The 4,660-nt window shown below is 57.3% G+C and carries 4 protein-coding genes; all 4 read right to left on the bottom strand.

Annotation, left to right across the window (positions count from 1 at the left end; translation table 11 throughout):
- Positions 1-149: 149 nt before the first annotated feature.
- The 4 genes from VKV29_RS09490 to VKV29_RS09475 are packed head-to-tail and all read right to left on the bottom strand — an operon-like array spanning position 150 to position 4,567.
- Entirely contained in the window at positions 150-956 is an 807-nt protein-coding gene (locus VKV29_RS09490; protein WP_324201066.1) for a hypothetical protein, read from the bottom strand.
- 2 nt (positions 957-958) lie between these two features.
- Positions 959-1,153, bottom strand: coding sequence for a ubiquitin-like protein UBact (locus tag VKV29_RS09485; RefSeq protein ID WP_324201065.1), 195 nt, complete (start codon positions 1,151-1,153; stop codon positions 959-961).
- A gap of 54 nt (positions 1,154-1,207) precedes the next feature.
- Positions 1,208-2,731: a proteasome accessory factor PafA2 family protein gene (locus VKV29_RS09480; RefSeq protein ID WP_324201064.1), complete on the bottom strand. Its 1,524-nt coding sequence runs from the start codon at positions 2,729-2,731 to the stop codon at positions 1,208-1,210.
- Between the two features lie 27 nt (positions 2,732-2,758).
- The gene (locus tag VKV29_RS09475) at positions 2,759-4,567 is read right to left on the bottom strand and encodes an AAA family ATPase (RefSeq protein ID WP_324201063.1); all 1,809 of its coding nucleotides are present in this window, start codon (positions 4,565-4,567) and stop codon (positions 2,759-2,761) included.
- Positions 4,568-4,660 lie beyond the last annotated feature (93 nt).

Here is a 4,660-nt window from a genome sequence, read left to right as displayed (position 1 = left end):
GCACGGTGAAGAGCAGAAGCCCGCCTTTATAGCGAAGCCCCACCACCGGACTGCCCGTGCGCAGCCCTTCCTCTACAAACTCACGACGCTGGGCAACCGCCTCGTTAATGTCGAACGGTGTGTACATAAAAACCTCGAAAGGCAAAATTTCATCGTGGGGTATGCGTGTTGGTCGTCGTCTCGATGCTCTCTACCAAGGCACGCAACTCCTCCTCAGGCACATCCTCTATTCCTTCGGCGGTGATCGTTTTGGCCAACGGAAGCACTTTAGACCAACCACCGGTAGCCGCATCGAGATCGGCAGCGATGTCGAGAAGCAGCAGGGCCTCTTTGAGCGCCTCTTCTCGCGTCATGAGATGAAAAGGCTTTTTGGTTTTCACGATATAGTCAAAAACGCCTCGAATCTGCAGTGAACCGCTGCCGGCTGCACCGAACTCGGCGCTCTCGAATCGCGCCCCCATTCCGTCGTAAAAGAAGATGCGCCCCTCTTCCAACTCACGATCGTAGATGCTCAACAGAGGTAGGAACCCGCCGATGCCCTGCAAAGCCTCCGGCAGGCCTGCCCGTACCACCTTGGCCAGTTCTGCCAGCTTGCCCTCTAGGCTCATGGGTTGGAGGTAGGTTCGCTCGTAGAGTTTAAAAGCCGTCCGCAGATAGCGCACCACCTCCATGGCACGTGCATAGGAGCCGGATATGGCGAGCAGAGTATAGTCATCAACGGCCAAAACCTTCTCGGCACGGTCGTACATCACGGCGAAGTTGGCGGTAGCGCGTCGGTCTCCCACGTTGATCACGCCACGGTCGAACTTCACCGCGATCACCGTCGTGCCGTGCACCTCGGTAAGCGCCTGTGTTTTCTGTGGATCGCCTGCGAGGGACGGAGCGGTCAGGGGACGGGTTAGAGGATGACCGCTCCGTTCCAAGAGGGTCCAAAAGTCTGCGGCCGGTTCAAACAACGTTACTCTCCACTTCGTTGTCGGTAGCGACGCGCGGCGTCTGGGTCTACACGTTTCATACGCCGCAGCAGATCGCTGGTATCGGGCCGTTTTACATCCGGCTTCTGAGGGCCGCCGCCATCGCCCTCTTTACGGGCGGGTTCAGTGGGCAGGATGGGCATCTGCTGTCGCTCTTCCATACGGAATAGATCGCTCATGGTTCTCGCTCCTTCGTTGCTTCACGATTTCTCATCGGTATCGTTCTACACGCTCTATACGGTCTCCTCCGCACCCGGACGGCTCTGAAGGAGAGCGATGACATCGTCTAGGGTGCGGACGGTAGCAAACTCCTCGTTGAGGAGACGCACGTTCTCCTCGACCAAAGGGTTCATATCGAAGAGATAGTCCTCATCGTTATACCGAAACAGCACCCCATTCCACCCGATGCTTCGCACAGCGGGGGCGAAGCGCTGCACAAACAGGCCACGGATGGCTGCCCGCGTATCTGCAGGGGGGCACGACATGGCCGCCTGAATGCGGGTTTCCGTGACAAGGGTGCACATCTGTCCGGCCTGTTCCAGGCCGTAGTAAAGCCCCTCCTCCGGGTCTATGTTGTGATAGGCGAGATCGAGGCTTTGCATATGGGGGTCGTTCCATTTCAGCCCTTCCGCTTGGCGGAACGGCTCCAAAAGCTGATACTTGGCCACCCAATCTAACCGGTCGGCGGTGGTAAGGGGGTCTTTCTCCAGATCGTCCAGAATCTGCTGCCATTCGGAGAGCACCCACTCGGTCTCTTCATCGCAGTTTTGAAGGTGTTTTTGCGCTTCGGCAAGATAGAGTCGCTGAATCTCCAGCGCCGTGATCGGCGGTTTTCCATCGGCCCTTTCCACCGTGCGTTTAAGGGTTATATCGCGCGAGATAGCTTTCGCCGCCTGCACCGGATTCGCTAACCGCAGCGGCGGCTGCCCCCCCTGCTCCAACAGCGACAGAACCAAGCAGGTGGTACCTACCTTCAATGCCGTTGCATACTCGCTCATGTTGGCATCTCCGCAGATCACGTGGAGGCGCCGATAGGCTCGCGGGGTTGCGTGTGGCTCGTCGCGCGTGTTTACCAACGGACGATTATGCAGGGTATCCACGCTTGCCTCTACGGAGAAGAAATCGGCTCGCTGGGAAAGTTGGAAGAGGTCGGAGCGCCCTAAACCGTTATTTTCCACCCCCGCTTTTCCGGCCCCGGCGTAGATGCAGCGTGAGGCGAAGAAGGGCAAGAGCATGAGAATGAGGGTCTCGGTGGGCACATCACGCCGCATGAGGTAGCACTCATGGGTGCCATAGCTGGCTCCGTGGAAATCGGTATTGTTTTTGTAGATGGTAACCGCCCGGCCGGTTTCGGCAGCCCGTCGCCGCGCCGCCGCCAGCACGATGCGCTCTCCGGCACGGTCGTGCGCCACAAGGTCCCACAGAGAGCGACACTCCGGCGTCGAGTATTCCGGGTGGCCATGGTCGTTATAGAGCCGCGCCCCATTGGGCAACACCCTATCGCTGCGTTCCTCTTCACGGCTCATTGTGGGGCCGCCGGGAGGGTCGAATTGGGCATCGTCGGGGTTTGTGGAGAGGTTTTGCACGGTAAAACCACGCATGTCCCTTCGTGGGTCCTCGCCCCGATAGTTCCAGCCACCCACCCACGGCCCTTCACAGCTACGAACCACGGCTATGCTTTCGGTAAGCCAGTCGCCTGTGCTCAGCCCCTCTACCACAATGCCGTATTCTGTCTCGATGCCGAACAGTCGGTTCATAACTAACGTCCTAAGTCTTTACACCTATCAGATGATGTTGCGCTGCGAATGCGGCGTGCCTTTCCTGGCGCGGATGGGGCGAATGGTCGCCACGTTCTCCGGCTCGTAGTCGAGCAACTTCAACCAATCTTCTAACGAATCGCCCTTCGGGAAAATTTCGTTCTCGCGGAACTCGATGCGCAGGGCCTTCTGAATGTCGTCAATCCCGATTCCCTCTTCTGAGGTGTTGTTGACGATGCATCGCCTTATGGCGAAGTCCTTTGCACGCTCCACCACCGATTTGATCAGGGCGCCGCTCAGAAGGTCTTTCCAGTAGAGGGTCTCCGTGCCTCCGTTGCGCAGATAGACCTCCAAAAACTCCATCTCCGGCTCCGTTCGGAAGGTGTAGTCGGTGGCCAGGTCGAGCAGCTCATCCAGGGCCGCTTCCGCATCTCCCTTGTGCTCCCGAATAAGGGCGGGGTCTAAGGGAACGTCGCTAAGATAGATTCGATAGATGTCGCGTGCGGCCCGTCGGTCCGGTCGAGCCACCTTCACTTTACGGTCAATGCGTTCAGGACGCAGCACGGCCGGGTCTATGTAGTCGGGTCGGTTAGAGGTAAGCATCACCACCACATTTTGCAGGCTTACCAGGCCGTCCATCTCTGCACAGAACTGGGGGACAAGCGTGTTGGAGATGTTCAGATAGCGGCCGCTGCTTCGCGTTCGCAAAAGCGATTCGGCCTCATCAATGAAGATAAACACAAGGCGCCCCTCCTTGGCCTTCTCCCGCGCCTGCGCGAAAATCTCTCTTACCTGCCGCTCCGACTCGCCGAGCCACATGTTGAGGATTTTAGGGCCGTTGATGTACATGAAGTACTCTTTAACCTCTTTGCCCTGACGCTTGCTGTACTCTTTGGTAAGGTTATAGGCCGTCGCTTTCCCTATAAGGGTTTTACCGCACCCAGGTGGACCGTAGAGCAGAATGCCTTTTGGCGGCCGTTTTCCGAAGCGCGTGAAAAGTTCTGGGTAGAGCAGCGGCATCTCAATGGCGTCTTTAATAACCCCTATGGCCTCCTCTTGCCCGCCTATCTTACTCCAAGGCAGTTCAGGCACCTCTTCAAGATAGTAGTCTGTCGTTTCGCGGGCGGGGAAGTGCTCCAACGCGACCTTGAAATTCGGCTCCATACGCACCTCTGATCCGGGCTTCAGCGGCTCGTGCAACAGATCGTCGCTGCGATAGACCACGCGCGATTGCAGCCCTTGCGCATCCATAGATACCCGTAAGCGCCCGTCTTCAAGCACCTCGCTGACCTTTACGATGGGGCCGCCCTTTGCATACCCCAGGTCTCCAATAACGGCGAAGGCCTCGTTTACTTTCACCTGGGTGCCCACCTTAAAGTCGGTTTTCTCCAGTTTGGGGTCTACATTGGCAATGTATTCCTGATCCCCAATCGCGATACGCACCACCAAATCCGTCTTTTCTTCTTGGCCACCTCTTCCCGCCTCAATGGCATCTTGGCCACGACGCCGCGCTTTAGGCTTCTGCTCTTCCGGCTCCACTTTCCCCAAAAACACGGCAATGCGATTGGCCGGCGAGGTGAGCTTGTTGTAAGCCTCCTCGAATTCGGCGATCACCTTCTTGGCCTGCTCCATCGCCTCCTCATCGGAGATAAGCTGTTCGCGCAACGCCAAGAGGTAGCCCATTCGCGCATCGTTACGCGGAGTCATACGGATGATCTCGTCGAGCAACCAAAGCGCCCGAATCTGCAGTTCACCAGCGCTTTCGTTGTCGTTGAAGGCGTCTTCAGAGTAGTCGTCGTTATCGGAAAAGCTACGTTGGTCGCGGTCTTTTCGCATGGGTTTTACAATCTCCTCGATACCACAGGGTTATCGCTGCTTACGCCGCTTACAAAACGGGTGGTCTCTCTGTATAACTCTAATCTACGGATA

The sequence above is a fragment of the Chthonomonas sp. genome, assembly GCF_035294165.1.
GTDB lineage: Bacteria > Armatimonadota > Chthonomonadetes > Chthonomonadales > Chthonomonadaceae > Chthonomonas.
This window is presented reverse-complemented; position numbering and strand designations above follow the sequence as displayed.

Coding starts and splice junctions, on each gene's coding strand:
- VKV29_RS09485 (WP_324201065.1), bottom strand. CDS start 1,153: ATGAGCGATCTATTCCGTATGGAAGAGCGACAGCAGATGCCCATCCTG.
- VKV29_RS09480 (WP_324201064.1), bottom strand. CDS start 2,731: ATGAACCGACTGTTCGGCATCGAGACAGAATACGGCATTGTGGTAGAG.
- VKV29_RS09475 (WP_324201063.1), bottom strand. CDS start 4,567: ATGCGAAAAGACCGCGACCAACGTAGCTTTTCCGATAACGACGACTAC.